Origin of the sequence: Streptomyces sp. NPDC051907 (assembly GCF_040681075.1) — a bacterium.
In the GTDB taxonomy this organism is placed as follows: Bacteria; Actinomycetota; Actinomycetes; order Streptomycetales; family Streptomycetaceae; genus Streptomyces.
This window is the reverse complement of sequence record NZ_JBFAYB010000138.1, coordinates 1-16019: the sequence shown is the minus strand read 5'-3', so window position 1 is coordinate 16019 and position 16019 is coordinate 1. Positions and strand designations below refer to the sequence as shown.

General features: G+C 73.8%; 9 protein-coding genes. 3 read left to right on the top strand and 6 right to left on the bottom strand.

Features of this window, described 5'->3' with window-relative positions:
• Positions 1-154 precede the first annotated feature (154 nt).
• The 3 genes from AB0M39_RS38515 to AB0M39_RS38505 all read right to left on the bottom strand — a co-directional run bounded on the left by AB0M39_RS38515 (position 155) and on the right by AB0M39_RS38505 (position 6427).
• Positions 155-3652: a hypothetical protein gene (locus AB0M39_RS38515; protein WP_365372794.1), complete on the bottom strand. Its 3498-nt coding sequence runs from the start codon at positions 3650-3652 to the stop codon at positions 155-157.
• 203 nt (positions 3653-3855) lie between these two features.
• Positions 3856-5307, bottom strand: coding sequence for an amino acid permease (locus AB0M39_RS38510; RefSeq protein WP_365372791.1), 1452 nt, complete (start codon positions 5305-5307; stop codon positions 3856-3858).
• Between the two features lie 163 nt (positions 5308-5470).
• Positions 5471-6427, bottom strand: coding sequence for a hypothetical protein (locus AB0M39_RS38505; protein ID WP_365372788.1), 957 nt, complete (start codon positions 6425-6427; stop codon positions 5471-5473).
• A gap of 928 nt (positions 6428-7355) precedes the next feature.
• On the opposite strand from AB0M39_RS38505, the gene AB0M39_RS38500 reads away from it, so the two are divergent.
• Entirely contained in the window at positions 7356-8522 is a 1167-nt protein-coding gene (locus AB0M39_RS38500) for a lactonase family protein (protein ID WP_365372785.1), read from the top strand.
• Here the strand turns inward: AB0M39_RS38500 and AB0M39_RS38495 are convergent.
• From AB0M39_RS38495 to rhaI, 3 genes are read right to left on the bottom strand one after another with little or no spacing between them, the layout of a single operon-like run.
• Positions 8485-9972 (bottom strand): rhamnulokinase family protein, encoded by a 1488-nt coding sequence (locus AB0M39_RS38495; protein ID WP_365372782.1) that lies wholly within the window; start codon positions 9970-9972, stop codon positions 8485-8487. The two genes, AB0M39_RS38500 and AB0M39_RS38495, sit on opposite strands and share 38 nt — an antisense overlap.
• Complete coding sequence (locus tag AB0M39_RS38490) at positions 9969-12008, bottom strand: bifunctional aldolase/short-chain dehydrogenase (protein WP_365372780.1); 2040 nt, start codon at positions 12006-12008, stop codon at positions 9969-9971. Before AB0M39_RS38490 ends, AB0M39_RS38495 begins: the two co-directional genes overlap by 4 nt.
• Positions 12009-12013: 5 nt before the next feature.
• Positions 12014-13183, bottom strand: a complete 1170-nt coding sequence (gene rhaI, locus AB0M39_RS38485) for an L-rhamnose isomerase (protein WP_365372777.1) — start codon at positions 13181-13183, stop codon at positions 12014-12016.
• A gap of 188 nt (positions 13184-13371) precedes the next feature.
• On the opposite strand from rhaI, the gene AB0M39_RS38480 reads away from it, so the two are divergent.
• Both AB0M39_RS38480 and AB0M39_RS38475 read left to right on the top strand, forming a co-directional pair.
• Entirely contained in the window at positions 13372-14835 is a 1464-nt protein-coding gene (locus tag AB0M39_RS38480) for an L-fucose/L-arabinose isomerase family protein (RefSeq protein WP_365372774.1), read from the top strand.
• Positions 14835-15902: a LacI family DNA-binding transcriptional regulator gene (locus AB0M39_RS38475; RefSeq protein ID WP_365372772.1), complete on the top strand. Its 1068-nt coding sequence runs from the start codon at positions 14835-14837 to the stop codon at positions 15900-15902. The genes AB0M39_RS38480 and AB0M39_RS38475 overlap by 1 nt, the downstream gene beginning before the upstream one ends.
• Positions 15903-16019: the final 117 nt, after the last annotated feature.

Sequence of the window (16019 nt, the reverse complement as noted above, 5' to 3'; positions counted from 1 at the left end):
GCGGCCTCGCCGCGGCCGGGGACCGCCGCCACGGCGCGTGCGGTGTGACCGTCAACTGGCCCTGACCCCACGCGCGGTGGACGGCGGCCGGGCTGGTCGTGGCCCCTGGTCGCAGGGGTGCGCAGTTGGTGGGCGCCGCCGCGGACGGGTCTGCTCACAGCTCGGCCAGCAGCGCGGTCGCCTGTTTGGCGAAGGACGGGTCGCCGGCCTCCACCGCCCGGCGGAGCAGCTCGCGCGCGGACGCGTCCTCTCCCCGCTCGTGGGCGATCTCGGCCATCCGGTACGCGGCCTCCCCGACCAGCTCGGGGTCGTCCGTGCCGCCCAGGGCGCGCCGGTACCAGCGCACCGCCAGCTCGCTCTGGCCCGTCCAGTAGGAGAGCTCCGCGATATGGGCCGCGGCCAGCGGGGCCTCGTCGTGGCCGGAGTCCGCGATCGGCTCCAGCCACCGCAGGGTCCCGGGCATGTCGCGGGCCTCCTTGGCCAGGGCGCCGAGGCTCATGGCCGCGCTGTGCGCCGTCTTCGCGTACCCGGCCTTGGCCGCCCGCAGCCACTGCCGCCGGGCCTCGGCCTCGTCGCCCTCCTCGCGCGCCTCGAAGCCGAGGGCCACGGCGGCCTCGGCCGCGCCCTCGCCCGAGGTCTCGGCGACCCGCCGCAGCAGCCGACGCGCCTGCTCCTGGTGGCCTTTGCGCCCGATGAGGCGCGCGTAGTGGAAGGGCGCCCAGGAGTCCGTGTCGGTCCGGGCGCCGCGGTGCTCGCACACGGCGCGTTCGAGGTCGCCGTACTCCTCGTGCGGGACGGCTCCGAGCAGGAACCTGGCCCGGTCGCGGAACAGATGCCGGGCGTCGGCCGCCATCCGCAGCAGCAACTCGTGTGCGGCGGCCGGGTCGTACGTCGCCAGCAGACGCTGTCGGCGCAGGTCGGCGACGCCCGCCGCGCCCAGCTCCGCTGTCCGGCCGATCAGTTCGTAGGCCGCGCAGGCGGCCACCGCGTCGCCGGTCTCGGCGAGCAGGTCGCCCAGCGCGACCACGGACCAGGCGGCCTCGGCGTCGTCGTCGGGGATCTCGTCCAGGCAGGTGCGGTACGCGGCACGCGCCCAGGCCGCGACGGCTGCGGCCCGGTCGCCCCGGTCGTCGGCGAGCTCCGCGAGACGGCGGGCGGCGCGCGCGGCGGCCGCATGGCCCGCCCGGGCGCTCTCCGCCTCCTCCGCGCGGGCGAAGGCCTCCTGAGCGGCCGTCAGCTCGCCCAGCTTCTGGCGCACCAGCCCCAGGTTCCACAGCGCCTTCGGCGCCTGCCGCGGATCGGGGACCGCCGCGCACCGCTGGAACCAGTCGGCCGCCGCGGCCAGATCCTGCCGGTCCAGGGCCTCTTCGGCGAGCAGCCGGAACCCGAGGGAGGCGACGGCGGGACGGGCCGGTGCGGCCAGCTCGGCGACGGCCGCGATCTCGCGGAGGCAGCCGCGGTCGGCGAGCAGCCGCAGCAGGCTCTCCCCCACCGCGTCGGCGGAGCCGCCCGCGGCACCGTCGTCGTGCGCGTCCCGGTAGGCGGACACGGCCGCGCCGCTCGCCACGGCCAGTTCGAGCATCGCCTCGGCGGCCTGCGGGCGCGACTCGCGCCGGTGGACGCCCGCGAGGTCGAGGCAGAGCCGGGCCGCGCTCGAGGCGTCGGGGCGGGCGAGCTGTCCGAGCAGCTCCGCAGCGGCGGCCCGCTCTCCGTCGAGCAGCGCGAGTGCGAACACGGCGACGGCGGCCGAGCCGTAGTCCCGCGCCGTCGTCCGCCGCGCGGCGTCGCGGTCGCCGTCCCGGGCGAGCCGGAAGGCGCGTTCGGCGGTCGTCTCCGTTCCGGCCAGTCGACGGGCCTCGCGGGTCGTCTCGGGGTCGGCCGTGGACAGGGCGCGCGCATACGCCTCCTGGGCCTCGCCCGCCCGTCCGGCGGACTGCAGGAGCACGCCCAGCCGCAGGGCCGCCCGGGGCCCGTACGGATCCTCGGCCGAGGCGGCCGCCAGCTCGTACGCCTCCACGGCCCGGGCGACGTCGTTCTGGGCCGCGTGGAGGTCGCCGAGGTAGAGCATCGCCTTGGCCCGGATCTCGTCGCAGCCGATGTCGTAGGCCCTGCGGTACGCCTCGGCCGCTCCCGCCGACTCGCCGCGCTCCTGGCGCAGCCGGCCCAGGCCGAACGCCGCGGGCCCGGCCGTCGAGCGGTCCTCGCCGGCCGCCGCCTGGACGTACGGCGCCTCCAGGGACTCGGGCGTCAGACCGACCTGGAAGACCCGTATCTCGCCGCCCTCGTCGTCGGTGAGGGCCTCGGGGGTCAGCTGGAGGGGCGGCCGGTCTCCGCCCGGCTCGCTCGCACCGGGCCGCTTGGCGACGAGATGGGCGGCGAGCAGGCTGCCGTCGGGCGACCAGAGGAGTCCGCGGGCGACGGCCTCGGGCCGGTAGCGGACGAGGACTTCGCCGTCGGCGAGGCGGATCAGCCGGATCTCGTCGCCCAGGGCGGCGTCGGCCTGCGCCGTGCAGGCGAGGGCCAGGTACGCGCCGTCGGGGCTGACGGCCACCCCCTTCACCCGGGTGACCGGGGGCGCCGCCAGGGCGACGGACTCCGCTCCGCGGCCGGCGGCCGGGTCGAGGACGAAGACGTCGGTGTGGTTGCCGACGTACAGCCGGGTCTCGTCGGCCGTGAACGCGGCGGACTCGACGGTGAACTCCAGCCCGGGCGCGGGGTGTTCGCCGATCCTCACCTCCCGGTCGCTCCCCTCGCCGGGCCCGGCGACGAAGGTCACGCAGTCGTCCCGGCCGTACTCGACCCGGTGGCGTCCGCTCAGAGAGCGTGCGCGCCCGCTCTGGCAGGGCGCCTGGACCTCGGCGAGCGCGTCGACGTCGTACGCCCACTGGGACGAGGGGGCGGCGCCGTCGTGGAGGGTGAGGACATGCGCTCCGGGGACCCACATCGGCCGGGGCGTGTCGTGCCAGGGCCGGGAGGCGGGGCGGGCGCGAACGGACCAGTCGTGGGCGTCGTACACGACGGTCTCGCCGTCGATGTCGGTGCAGGCGAAGTAGCGGCCGTCGTCGGAGAAGGCCATGCCGATCGCGAAGACGTACTCCGCGCCGCCGAAGGGGCGCAGGCCCGCCACGGGCCGCCGCAGGTCGGGCAGGCTCGGGTCGTCGGGTCCGCGCCGGTCGGCGTGGCCCGCGACGGCGCCGGTCCGCCGGCAACCGCCGGGAGTCAGGGAGTTCAGCCATCGGGCGTCGGTGACCCATAAGTCGTAGTCGACGTGGACGGTCCCCCGCGCCGCGCCGCGGCCCGCGCGCTCGGGCGTGCCGCGTCGGACGACGCGTTCCACGAAGCGGTGGGCGTGCGCCTGCGCCCAGGCCGGGTCGCGTATCTCCTGCGGTGTGACGACGTCTGTCAGCGGGCTGCCCCGGCGGGCGTCGGCGGACTCCCACAGCAGGTCGAAGAAGAAGCTCGGGTCGTCCGGCAGGCCGGCCGCGCGGTCCGGGCACTCGGCGCCCGTGTCCTCGCCGCTCTCGCCGCCGCTCTCGCCGTCGCTCTCGCCGTCGGAGGCATCGCCGTCGGCGGTCTCGAGCAGGATCCGGAGCCGTGCCCGTCGCTGCTCGGCCTGGACTTCGAGCACATGAACGCCGTAGGGGTTGAACATTGCGGTCCTTCGGCGGCCTGGCAGCGACCGCGTGTGTGATGAGTTCGGTGGGGGGAGCCCCGGCGGGGGGCGGCGGGTGGAAGGCGGCCACACCGCCCCTGCCGAGGCTCCTTGTCTGCTTCAGCCCTCGTCAGGCCTGGTGTCAGGCCTGGTGTCAGGCCTGGTGACGTCTCGTCAGGCTTCTCCGGTCGCCGGAGCGCTCCTCAGATGAGGTCCATCGCGGCGACCTCGTCGGGGCTGCCGTAGCTGACCGGCCCCTGGAAGCGCCGCCGGGCCGTGGCGAACCACCATACGGTGGCGATGAGCAGCACCGCCCCCAGCGCGATGGGGGCGTAGTTGAGCGACGTGGCGGTGATCGGCGAGGTGTGGGGCAGCATGAACAGCACGCTGCTGACGACGATCCAGACCACGGCGACCGCGGCGACCGGCTTGCCCCAGCGGCCCAGGTTCCACGGGCCGGGCTCGAAGTCGTCCAGCCGCAGCCGCAGGTAAATCGGCACGCCATAGGCGAGGTAGAGACCGACGACATTGACGCTGACAATGGCGGTGAAGGCGGTGTGGGACCACCAGCCCGGAATGACCAGCACCAGCGGGCAGGCGGCGGCGAGCCAAACGGCCTTGACGGGCGTGCGGGTTCGCAGCGAGACGGAATGCCACCAGCGCGATCCCGGCATCGCCCCGTCGCGCGAGAACGCGAAGATCTGCCGGGTATTGCTGGTCATGTTGGCGAGTCCGCAGAAGAGCATCGCTCCGATCACAACGAGCAGCAGGAGCTTCGCGGTGCTCGCGCCGAGCGCGTCGATGAGAATCTGCACGGGCGGCGCGGACGAACTCGCTGTAGCCGCATAATCGCGGATCGCATACACCAGTGCGAGCATGAGGATGAGTCCGGCGATCGCGGAGTAGCCGATCGCGCGCATGATGCCCTTGGGCGTGTTGACCGTCGCCTTCACGGTCTCTTCGGACATGTGGAAACTGCCGTCGAAGCCGGTGAAGGTCCAGCTGGTGACGAGCAGGCCCAGCAATCCGGCGTACAGACCGCTGGTGAACCCGGTGTTGTTCACGAAGTGCGTGGCGAACGAGACGGGCTGGTGGTGCGAGGGGATCACCGTCAGTGTCGCGACGATCACCATCATGCCGATCAGCAGCCACCACACGGAGATGCGGTTCAGGACGGCGACGAGCTGCACGGTGTAGGTGTTGGCGAGCGCCTGGACCAGCAGGATCACCGCGGTGATCAGGACGGTGCGCTGGCCGGTGACCTCGTAGTCGGCCCACTGCATGGAGATGAATGCCTGGATGAAGGTGGCGGCCGCCCAGCCGGTGGCGGCCGTGCCGCCGACCTGGCCCACGAAGTTCAGCCAGCCGGTGTACCAGGACCAGGCGCCGCGGTGCCGTTTGGCGAGCTTGCCGGCCGAGAAGTAGAGGGCGCCGCTGGTCGGATAGGCCGAGGCTATCTCGCCCATCGCCGCGCCGACGAATAACACCATGATGGAGACGCCGATCCAGCCGAATATGAGGATCCGCGGCCCGCCGGCGCCCATTCCGAACCCGAAGGCGGAGAAGATGCCGGAGATGATGTTGATGATGGTGAAGGAGATCGCGAAATTGTCGAATGCGCGGAATCTACGGGTGAGTTTCCGCGGGTATCCCATGGCGTGCAGCGTCGCATCGTCGTCGAGAGTGATAGGCGATGCCTGTTGCCGAGTTTTCGAGCGGGACAGGGACGTACGCTCGGACACAACCTCTGCCTTTCCGGGGGGTTTGAGCGGTCGGGGACATTGTCGGGGGCGCGCGGGGCGAATGCGTAAGGGGCGTTCAGGCCGCGCTGGGGACGGGGAGGCCGCATGAGCGTCTGGCTCTGTTCAACTGCTCCTCGGGGGCGCCGAACACGCTCCAGGGCATGCGCGAGGCGAAAGGGCCCATCGCGGTGAGGACTTCGCGCGCCTCGAATTCGCGCTTCGCCATGAACAGGGCGTGTGCCAGATACGAGAGGTCGAGCACGGGCGTGAAGCGGTAGCCGGCCACCTGGGGGAACCAGTTGTTGTAGTTCCCGGTGGCCGTGGCCAGCCACTGGGGCTGCTCCCAGGTCCGGTCCGCCAGCAGGGCCGAGGGGTCGTAGTCCTCGACCAGCGCGACCAGCGGCAGCAGCCGCAGCGGCGAGGTGGCCGGGGCCCGGTGGCTGAGGAAGGAGGCGACGTCCCAGCGCGCGCTCGCCGACCCGCCGTGACGGGTGAAGAAGAAGGCCAGGAACCGGTGGTGGGCCTCGCGGTGCAAGGGGTCGAGCCGCAGGATGTGCCCGAAGAGGTACCAGGGTCCGGGCGGCGCGGTGAGCAGGCCCTGCGGGGCGGGGTCGCGGGGCCGCCGCAGCCGGGCCAGCGCCAGTTGGGCGACCCAGGGGGTGGGGTCGTCGGGGAGCATCTGGGCCGCGCGCTCGGCGGCGGCCTGCGCGATGCTCACGAGCGTGCCCGCCCTGGAGTCCTGGGCGTCGGCCATCCGCAGGGCCCGGAGCATCGCCACGCGCGCCCACAGCAGGGCCGACTCCGGACTCGGCTCCTCGGCCAGCCAGCGCTCGGCGAGGTCGGAGTCCGCGGCCTCGGAGGCCAGTACCAGCGAGCGATGGGCCCGCACTTCGAAATCCCCGCGCGTCTCCTTGAGGGCGTCGTGTGCGCTCAGATACCGCCCGGCCTTCACATCGATGCACGCTCGCGCCAACTGGCGATCATCGGCCGCCGGATGCCACACGTAGTGCCCCTCAAAGGAGCCAGCGGTCACGATCCCCTCCCGATCCTGCTGATGTCTTACCCATACACACGTTCCGGCCAGATGAAATTGAGCCGGGGTCAGTCCATAGATCCACTCGCAGGAGGCACACCCTACTCATCATCAAGTCGCATCGAAACTCATCGGCCGGAGCGGGCGGTTCGCCGCTCCCCGGGCCGCGGCATTGCGGGCCCGGCCCAATCGATACCCGGACGCCCGGCTTCCGTTCGGCTTTCAAATAGCTCGCCGCGAGTTTGGCTCTGGCAATTGCCTTTCTCCGCGAGATCTTCACACGGGTTCTCTTCTCATCGGCGATATACCGGAATTGGTCCGTTCTGAGCCGACTGCGACGACCGAGCGGAAGCGGGGGCACGAACACCGAAGACCCAGAGCGGGACCGGCCGGACGTCGCGCACCGCGGCGGGCGGCGGGCGCGAATCGCGGCGGCCATGGGGAGCGACTCGCCGGCCGGAGTCGCGGGACGCGCCGCGCGCCGACGGCTCCAGGGGCCCTCCACCGCGAACCCCGTGACCGGCGCGACGCGTCGCGACGAAACCGCCCCGGCCGGGCATTTCGAGGAGTATGGTCGCCTCCTATTGACAACGATGTCAGCCAGTGGTCCAGTCCTCCGTGTCCGGGATTTCGAAAGGCGGCCCCGATGGCGACCGGCTCAACTCCCCCGACCGGCAGGGCCAGTTGCCCCTCGCGCGGCGCCCCTGCCGGCCCGCCTGCCCCGCCCCCGCGCGCGCCGGCCGCCCCCGCCGCGGCCTCGGAAGGGACGGACCGCGCCCGGACGGCCGTCGTCCCGCCGGTGCGTCCCCCGCCCCGCTCCGCCGGCCGGCGCGTCGAGGCGTGCCCGATCGCCCTGGCCTGACCCGACTGCCGACACGGGGTGCCGGCGCCGCACATCGCCCCCACAATCGAATCCGAGGTGCATCCCATGACCAGCACGTCACAACCGACGGACGCCGGGCCGGCGGGCGGGGCCGGCCGGCGGGCGTTCATCGCCGCCGCGGCGGCGGCAGCGGCGACCGCCGCGGCTCCCGGGGCGGCGCACGCCCGTCCCCGCAGGCTGCGTCCGCTGTTCCTCGGGACGTACACCTCGGCGCCGGGCGGCGGCGACGGGATCGGCCTCGCCTCGTACGACGACACCACCGGCAAGATCACCCGCACTGGCAGCATCACCGGCGTCGACGACCCGTCCTTCCTCGCCCTGCACCCCTCCAGCCGCACCCTGTACGCGGTGAACGAGCGGCCGGAGGGCGAGGTGACCGCGATCCGGCTCTCCCCCGAGGGCCGTCACCGGGTGCTGGGCGCCCGCACCACCGGGGGCGGCGGCCCCTGCCATCTGTCCGTGCACCGCAGCGGCCGCTGGCTGCTGAGCGCGAACTACCTCTCCGGCAGCGTGGCCGTGCACCCCATCGAGCCCTCAGGCGCCCTGGGCGCGCGCACGGCCCTGGTCGTCCACTCCGACCCGCCGCCCGGCCCCGGGCAGGACGGCCCGCACGCCCACCAGATCGTCGCCAGCCCGGACGGCGGCCATGTGCTGGCCGTGGACCTCGGCGCCGACGCCGTCTACACCTACCGGCTCGACGTCGAGCGCGGGACGCTCGCCCTGGTCTCGTACGCGGTGCTGAAGCCGGGCGCGGGACCGCGGCAGCTGACCTTCCATCCGTCGGGGCGCTACGCCTATCTCGCCAACGAGCAGGACGACACGGTGGTCGTCTGCGCCTACGACCCGGCCAGCGGCACGCTGACGCCCGGCGACCCGCAGCCCACCGGCACGGGGCCCGGCGCCAGCTATCCGGCGCAGCTGGTCGTCACCCGCGGCGGCGCGTTCGCCTACCTCGCCAACCGCGGCCACAACAGCCTGACCCGGTACGCGATCGAGGGCGACGGGGCCCGGCTGCGGCTGCTGGACACGGTGCCCGTGGGCGGCGACTTCCCCCGGCACATCGCCTTCTCGCCCACCCAGAACCTGCTGTTCGCGGCGAACCAGCGGTCGGGGACGGTGACGGTCTTCCACGTCGACCACGACACGGGCGAACTGCGCTCCGCCGGCGATCCGTTCAGCTTCCCCGCCGCGGTGTGCGCGCTTCCGCTCTAGCCCACGCGCTCTCGTCGCCCGAGGGCTCGTACCGGCGCAGCGGCTGGGTGGCGCGCAGCAGGGCGCGCAGTTCGGGCAGCCCGCCGTCGAGCGCGCCCGCCGCGCGGGCCTGGACGAGCACGTTGCCCAGCGCCGCCGCCTCCGTCGGGCCGGCGACGACCGGCAGGGCGGTGGCGTCCGCGGTGAGCCGGCAGAGCAGCGGGTTGTGGGCGCCGCCGCCGACGAGGTGGACCGTGGAGACGGCGCGCCCGGACAGCCGCCGGGCGTCCTCGACGGCCCGCCGGTGCGCCAGGGCGAGGGAGTCCAGGACGCAGCGGGCGGTCTCCGCCTGCGTCCGGGGCGCCGGCTGGCCGGCGCGCAGGCAGGCGGCGGCGATCCGGCGGGGCATGTCGTCGGGGGCGAGGAACGCGGGATCGCTCGCGTCGACCACGCTGCGCAGGGCGGGCGCGTCGGCCGCGGCTCGCAGCAGGGCGTCGAGTTCCTGCGGGCGGCCTTCGGCCTGCCAGGTGCGCAGGCACTCCTGGAGCAGCCACAGGCCCATGATGGAGCGCAGCCAGCGGACCGTGCCGTCGACGCCCAGCTCGTTGGCGAACTGGGCGCGCCGGCCGGCCTCGTCGACGATCGGCTCGGGGAGCTCGAGTCCGGCGAGCGACCAGGTGCCGCTGGAGACGTAGGCGAAGTCGTCGCCCTCGGCGGGCACGCCGACGACGGCGGAGGCGGTGTCGTGGGAGCCGACGGCGGTCACCGGCACCGGACCGGGCAGCCCCGTCTCGGCCAGCACCTCGGGCCGCAGCACGCCCGCCGGGTCGCCCGGCGAGCGCAGCGGGGGGAAGAGCGCGAGGTCGATGCCCAGCCGTGCGGCGACGACGGGCGACCAGGCGCGGGTGCGGGGGTCGATCAGCTGGGTCGTGGAGGCGTTGGTGAGCTCCGTCCCGGCGCGGCCGGTCAGCCAGTACGCGACGAGGTCGGGGATCAGCAACAGCGTCTGGGCGGCCGCGAGCTGGGGGCTGCCCTGGGCGGCGACGAGCTGGTAGAGGGTGTTGATCGGAAGCTGCTGCAGCCCGGTCGCCGCGTACAGCTCGGCGGGCGGCAGCAGGGCCGCGACTTTCTGCGGGACGCCTTCGGTGCGGCCGTCCCGGTAGTGGACGGGGTTGCCCAGGAGCGCGCCGGCGCGGTCCAGCAGGCCGTAGTCGACGCCCCAGCCGTCGACGCCGACGCCCGCGAGCTGCCCGTCGGCCGCGGCGCCCGCGGCGCGCAGTCCGTCCAGCACGCCCCGGTACAGGGCGAGGACGTCCCAGTGGAGGGTGGATCCCGTCCGGACAGGGCGGTTGGGGAAGCGGTGGACCTCGGTCAGCTCCAGTACGCCGGGGCCCACCCGGCCGAGCATCACCCGCCCGCTGGACGCGCCGAGGTCCACGGCGGCGAAGCAGCGGGCGCGGGCGGCCCTCACCGCAGGAACGCCGCTGCGACGCCCGCGTCCACGGGGATGTGGAGCCCGGTGGTGTGCGAGAGCTCGCCGCAGGTCAGCACATAGACGGCGTTGGCGACATGCTCGGGGAGCACCTCCCGTTTGAGCAGGGTGCGCTGGGCGTAGAACTCACCGAGCCGCTCCTCCTCCACCCCGTACACCGCCGCCCGCTGCGCGCCCCAGCCGCCGGCGAAGATGCCCGATCCGCGCACCACGCCGTCCGGGTTGACGCCGTTGACGCGGATGCCCAGCTCCCCCAGCTCCACGGCCAATAGCCGCACTTGGTGCGCCTGGTCCGCCTTGGCCGCGCCGTAGGCGATGTTGTGGGGTCCGGCGAACACACCGTTCTTGGAGGCGATGTAGACGATGTCCCCGCCGGTCCGCTGGGCGGTCATCGTGCGCGCCGCCTCCCGCGAGACCAGGAACGAGCCGCGCGCCATGATGTCGTGCTGGAGGTCCCAGTCCTCGGCGGTGGTCTCCAGGAGCGGCTTGGACAGGGAGATCCCGGCGTTGTTGACGACCAGGTCCACGCCGCCGAAGGCGAGATGGGCGGCGGCGAAGGCGTCCGCGATCTGCGCCTCGCTGGTCACGTCCACGGTGACGGCGACCGCCCGGTCGGGTCCGCCCAGCTCCTCGGCCACGCGCCGCGCGCCGTCGGCGAAGCGGTCGGCGACGACGACGCAGGCGCCCTCGGCCGCGAGCCGCTGGGCGACGGCCCGTCCGATCCCGGAGGCCGCGCCGGTCACCAGCGCCACCCTTCCCGCGAGGGCCTTGGGCTTCGGCTGCCGCCGCAGCTTGGCCTCCTCGAGCTCCCAGTACTCGATGCGGAACTTCTCGGACTCCTCGATCGGCGCGTACGACGAGACGGCCTCCGCGCCGCGCATCGCCTCGACGGCGTGCGCGTAGAACTCGCCGGCGACCCGCGCGGTCTGCTTGTCCTTGCCGAAGGAGAACATGCCCACGCCCGGCACCAGCACGATCGCCGGGTCCGCGCCGCGCATCGGGAGCGTGTGCTCGTCGGCGTGCCGTTCGTAGTACGCGCGGTACTCGGCCCGGTATGCGGCGTGCAGCTCCGCCAGCCGGGCGACGGCCTCGGCCGGCGCGGCGGACGGCGGCAGGTCGAGGGTCAGCGGCCGTACCTTCGTGCGCAGGAAGTGGTCGGGGCAGGAGGTGCCGAGCGCCGCCAGCCGCGGATGCTCCGTGCGGGAGAGGAAGTCCAGCACCTCGGCCGCGTCGGTGAAGTGGCCGATCTGCGGCCGGTCCTGGGAGGCCAGGCCCCGGATCGCCGGCGCGAGCGCGGCGGCCCGCGCCGCGCGCTCGACTCGCGGGAGGGGCTCGTAGCCCTCGATCACCGGCCCGAAGGGCTCCGGCCCGCCCCGCTCGGCGAGGAACGCCTCCGCGGTGCGGACGATGTGCAGCGAGTTGCGCTCGCACTCCTTCGAGGTCCGGCCCCACGCGGTGATGCCGTGGCCGCCCAGCACGCAGCCGATCGCCTGCGGGTGCGCCGTGCGCACGGCGGCGATGTCCAGTCCCAGCTGGAAGCCGGGCCGCCGCCACGGCGCCCACACCACGCGGTCGCCGTAGCACTCCTTGGTCAGCGCCTCGCCGTCGGCCGCGCAGGCCAGCGCGATCCCGGCGTCCGGGTGGAGGTGGTCGACGTGCGCCGCGTCCACCAGCGCGTGCATCGCGGTGTCGATGGAGGGGGCGGCGCCGCCCCTGCCGTGCAGGCAGTAGTCGAGGGCGGCGACCATCTCGTCCTCGCGCTCGACGCCCGGGTAGACCGCGGCGAGCGCCCGCAGCCGGTCGAGGCGGAGCACCGCGAGCCCGTCGGCGGTGAGGGCGCCGAGGTCGCCGCCGGAGCCCTTGACCCACATCAGCTCGACGTCCCGGCCCGTCACCGGGTCCACGGCGAGGCCCTTCGCCGAGGCGTTGCCGCCCGCGTAGTTGGTGTTGCGCCGGTCCGCTCCGAGCCGGTGCGAGCGCTCCAGCAGTGCCTCCGCGGCCGTCTGCTCCGTCATCCGGCTCACGCTCCCCATCCGGCCTGGGCTCCGCCCACGCGCTCCTCGACGATCTTCTGAGCCCAGCCGGAGCGGCGGTAGGCGGCGATCGGGTCGGGGTCGATGCCCTGCTCCTCGCGGACCTCGGCGAGCAGCGGCCGCACGTCGGTGGCGTACGCGTCCATCAGCGCCGCGTTCGCGGCGAGCACGTCCCCGGAGAGCTGCGCGGCCTCGAGCGCCGGACGGTCGACGAGGAGCGCCTTGGCGGTGGCCTCCTGGACGTTCATCACCGAGCGGATGATCGCGGGGATCTTCGGCTCGATGTTGTGGCACTGGTCGAGCATGAAGGCCGTCTTCGGCCCGAGTCCGCCGCCGCGGACGACCTCGTACATGATCCGGAACAGCTGGAACGGGTCCGCGGCGCCGACCATGAGGTCGTCGTCGGCGTAGAAGCGCGAGTTGAAGTCGAAGCCGCCGAGCCTGCCCTCCCGCAGCAGCAGGGCGACGATGAACTCGATGTTCGTGCCGGGCGCGTGGTGGCCGGTGTCCACGACGACCTGCGCCCCGTCGCCGAGTCTGAGGCAGTGCGCGTACGCCGTGCCCCAGTCCGGCACGTCGGTGGCGTAGAAGGCCGGCTCGAACAGCTTGTACTCCAGGAGCATCCGCTGGCCCTCGCCGAGCCGTTCGTAGACCACGGCGAGCGCCTCGGCGAGCCGGTCCTGGCGGGCCCTGATGTCGTCCTGGCCGGGGTAGTTCGTGCCGTCCGCGAACCAGAGCTTGAGGTCGCGGGAGCCGGTGGCGTCCATGATGTCGACGCACTCCAGCAGATGGTCCAGGGCCTTGCGGCGGACCGCGGCATCGGGGTGGCAGACGCTGCCGAGCCGGTAGTCGTCGTCCTGGAAGACGTTGGAGTTGATCGCGCCCAGCCGCAGCCCGCGCTCCTCGGCGTGCTTGGCCAGCGCCGCGTAGTCGTCGACCTTGTCCCACGGGATGTGCAGGGCGACCGTGGGGGCCGCGCCGGTGCAGCGGTGCACCTGGGCGGCGTCGTCCAGCTTCTCCCGCGGGGTGCGGGGGACGCCGGGCTGGGCGAACACCTTGAAGCGGGTGCCCGAGTTGGCGTAGGCCCAGGAGGCCGTCTCGACGGCCTGGGCGCTCAGGGCGGCCTTGACGGCCTGGACGTCGGCTCGGCTCGGCATGCTCAGCCCTCCCCTGTCGCACGGAACGCTGTGAATCGATTCACCTCATCGAAGCTAGCAGCGGCGCCGGAGCCGTCAAGGGGCCGAGCGGGCGGTGTGCCAGGGGACTTGACGAGGTCCGGCCACGCGCCTAGCTTCCGGGAAAATCGACTGAAACCATTCACCGCGTCAGGGAGGGAGAAGGTCCCATGAGCACACAGACGGCGCCGGCCGGCACAGCGGTCACCCCCGCCCCTCGCGTCCCCGCCCTCGCCCGCAGGCCCAGGATCGGGCTCGTCGCGGGCGGACTGGGGGCGTACTGGCCCCAGTTCCCCGAGCTGCTGCCCCAGTTGCGGCGCTCCGCCGCCCGGGTGGCCGAGCGGATGGGGCGGTACGACGCCGAGGTCGTCGACGTCGGGTTCGTCTCGGACGCCCATGAGGGGGCGGCGGCCGCCGAGCGGCTCCGGGCCGCCGACTGCGATCTGATCGTCGGCTTCCTCACCACCTATATGACCGCCACCATGCTGGTCCCGATCGCGCAGCGCAGCGGCGCGCCGGTGCTGCTGATCAACCTTCAGCCGAGCGAGGCCATGGACCACGCGTCCTTCTCCACCGGGGACTGGCTGGCGTACTGCGGCGCCTGCCCGCTGCCCGAGATGGCGAACGCGTTCGAACGGGTCGGCGTCGCGTTCCGCTCGGTCTCGGGCCATCTGGAGGACGAGCGGGCCTGGGGCAGGATCGGCCGCTGGATCCGGGCGGCCGGGGTGCGCTCCGTGCTGCGCAACGGCCGGCACGGGCTGATGGGGCATCTCTACCCCGGTATGTACGACGTCTCGACGGACCTGACCATGGTGCCGGGAAATCTCGGCGGCCATGTGGAGGTCCTGGAGTTCGACGATCTGAGGGTGCGCGTCGAGCAGGTCCAGGACAAGGAGGTCGAGGCCAAGCTCGCCGAGGCCAGGGGCGCGTTCGACCTCGCGGACTCGGTGGTGGCCGAGGACCTGGCGTGGGCGGCGCGGGTCTCGGCAGGCCTCGACCGGCTGGTCGACGACTTCGACCTGGACTCGCTCGCCTACTACCACCGCGGTCTGGACGGCGAGGTCCACGAACGGCTCGGCGCGGGCATGATCCTCGGCGCCTCGCTGCTGACCGGCCGCGGGATCCCGGCCTGCGGCGAGTACGAGCTGCGTACCTCGCTGGCCATGCTGATCGCCGACCGGCTGGGCGCGGGCGGCTCCTTCACCGAGCTCCAGGCCCTCGACTTCCGCGCGGGAGCGGTCGAGATGGGGCACGACGGCCCAGGTCACCCGGCGATCAGCGAGCGCAAGCCGCTGCTGCGCGGCCTCGGCGTCTACCACGGCAAGCGCGGCTGGGGAGTCTCGGTGGAGTTCGACGTACGGCACGGTCCGGTGACCGTGCTGGGCCTCGGACAGAGCCGGCAGGGCGCGTACCGGCTGGTGGCCGCCGAGGGCACGGTGGTCGACGGCCCGCATCTGGAGATCGGCAACACCACCTCGCGCGTCGAGTTCGGCTGCGACCCCGGCGAGTGGACCGACGCGTGGAGCGCCAGCGGAGTGGGCCATCACTGGGCGCTCGCCACCGGCCGTCTCCTGCCCGACCTGCGCGCGGTGGCCGATCTGTGCGGGCTGGAGCTGGTGGAGGTCGCCGTCTGATGGCGCCGGCGGTGGGGATCAAGGACGTGGCCCGCGAGGCCGGGGTGTCGGTCGGCACGGTGTCGAACGTCATCAACCGGCCCGACGCGGTGGCCGAGCCGACCCGGGCGCGCGTCCGGTCCGCCATCGACCGACTGGGCTATGTGCGCAGCGAGTCCGCGCGTCAGCTGCGCGCGGGCCGCAGCCGCATCATCGCGCTGCTCGTCCTCGACATGGCCAACCCCTTCTTCGTCGCCGTGGCGTCGGGCGCGGAGCGGACGGCGCGGGCGGCCGGGCTCGGGGTGATGCTCTGCAACAGCGCGCAGAGCACCGCGGAGGAGGCCGAGTATCTGGGGCTGTTCAGCGAGCAGCGGGTGCGCGGGGTGCTGGTGACGCCGGCCGACGCCACGGGACGGAACCTGGCGTCCTTCCGCCGCCAGGAGATCCCGTTCGTCTATGTGGACCGGCTGGCGCCGGTCGACGAGGCGTGCTCGGTGTCGGTCGACGACGTGGCCGGCGGCGAGCTGGCGGGGCGTCATCTGCTGGAGCGGGGCCACGGCGACATCGTGTACGTCAGCGGTCCGCTGGAGCTCGCGCAGTGCCAGGACCGGCGTACGGGCGTGCTGCGCGCCCTGGCCGGCGCGGGACTGCCGGCCGACCGGCTGCGGGTGCTCCAGACCGGCCGGCTCGACGCGGCGGCCGGACGGGACGCGGCCTCCCGGCTGCTGGGCATGTCCCCGCGGCCCACGGCGGTGTTCTGCGCGAACGACCTGCTGGCCCTCGGCGTCCTGCAGGGGCTGTTCGCGGCGGGGGTCCGGGTGCCGGACGACGTCTGCCTGGTCGGCTACGACGACATCGAGTTCGCTGCGGCGGCCGCGGTGCCTCTCACCTCCGTGCGCCAGCCTGCGGTACGGATGGGCCGGCTCGCGGCCGAGCTGCTGGTCGAGGAGACGGGCGACCGGGCGACGGACCACCGACACCGACAGATCGTGCTCCAGCCAGAACTGGTCGTCCGAGCCTCCTCGCTGGCGCGCACCGATGGGTACTCCAGCTCGGCCGACAAACACTTCAGCCCCACCGGCGACTGAGCCGCACCTCAGCCTCGTGGGGGTCCCCCCGGACGAAGTCTGGGGGAGTTTGAGGCGCGGGGTCCGGGGCGGAGCCCCGCGGGCAGCCCGCACAGGGCACGTCACCCCCGCCCCAGG

Excerpts from the sequence above, each read along its gene's own strand:
- AB0M39_RS38500 (WP_365372785.1), top strand. The coding sequence starts at position 7,356 with ATGACCAGCACGTCACAACCGACGGACGCCGGGCCGGCGGGCGGGGCC.
- rhaI (WP_365372777.1), bottom strand. The coding sequence starts at position 13,183 with ATGCCGAGCCGAGCCGACGTCCAGGCCGTCAAGGCCGCCCTGAGCGCC.
- AB0M39_RS38475 (WP_365372772.1), top strand. The coding sequence starts at position 14,835 with ATGGCGCCGGCGGTGGGGATCAAGGACGTGGCCCGCGAGGCCGGGGTG.
- AB0M39_RS38480 (WP_365372774.1), top strand. The coding sequence starts at position 13,372 with ATGAGCACACAGACGGCGCCGGCCGGCACAGCGGTCACCCCCGCCCCT.
- AB0M39_RS38510 (WP_365372791.1), bottom strand. The coding sequence starts at position 5,307 with ATGGGATACCCGCGGAAACTCACCCGTAGATTCCGCGCATTCGACAAT.
- AB0M39_RS38515 (WP_365372794.1), bottom strand. The coding sequence starts at position 3,652 with ATGTTCAACCCCTACGGCGTTCATGTGCTCGAAGTCCAGGCCGAGCAG.
- AB0M39_RS38490 (WP_365372780.1), bottom strand. The coding sequence starts at position 12,008 with ATGACGGAGCAGACGGCCGCGGAGGCACTGCTGGAGCGCTCGCACCGG.